The organism is Azohydromonas lata NBRC 102462, from assembly GCF_001571085.1.
Lineage (GTDB): Bacteria > Pseudomonadota > Gammaproteobacteria > Burkholderiales > Burkholderiaceae_C > Azohydromonas > Azohydromonas lata.
In genome coordinates this window covers 1-608 of the sequence record NZ_BCTC01000333.1, presented here as the reverse complement: position 1 = coordinate 608, position 608 = coordinate 1, and the positions used below count along the sequence as shown (strand labels likewise).

Genomic DNA, 608 nt, shown 5'->3' with positions numbered 1-608 from the left:
CGCGCATGGTCTTGATGACCTTGTCCAGGCTCACGTGGTGCGTGCCGTCGCCGCGCAGCGCCATGCGCGCGGCGTTGAGCGCCTTCACCGAGGCAATCGCGTTGCGCTCGATGCACGGGATCTGCACCAGCCCGCCCACGGGGTCGCAGGTCAGGCCCAGGTGGTGCTCCATGCCGATCTCGGCGGCGTTCTCCACCTGCGCGGGCGTGCCGCCCATCACGGCGCACAGTGCGCCCGCGGCCATGGAGCAGGCCACGCCCACCTCGCCCTGGCAGCCCACCTCGGCGCCGGAGATGCTGGCGTTTTCCTTGTAGAGCAGGCCGATGGCGCCGGCGGTGAGCAGGAAGTCCGCCACGCCCGCGGCGTTGGCACCCGCAACGAAGCGCACGTAGTAGTGCAGCACCGCGGGGATGATGCCGGCCGCGCCGTTGGTGGGCGCCGTGACCACGCGGCCGCCGGCGGCGTTTTCCTCGTTGACGGCCAGCGCGTAGAGGTTGACCCAGTCCATCACCAGCAGCGGGTCGCCGATGGCGGCCTCGGCGCGCTCCTTCAGGTGCGCGTGCAACGAGGCGGCACGGCGCTTGACCTTGAAGCCGCCGGGCAGGATG

General features: G+C 71.5%; 1 protein-coding gene. It reads right to left on the bottom strand.

Translation table 11 applies throughout. The annotated features are described in order from the left end of the window. Positions 1-608: L-serine ammonia-lyase (locus ALA01S_RS31370; RefSeq protein WP_157119459.1), on the bottom strand; the 608-nt coding region annotated here is incomplete at both ends.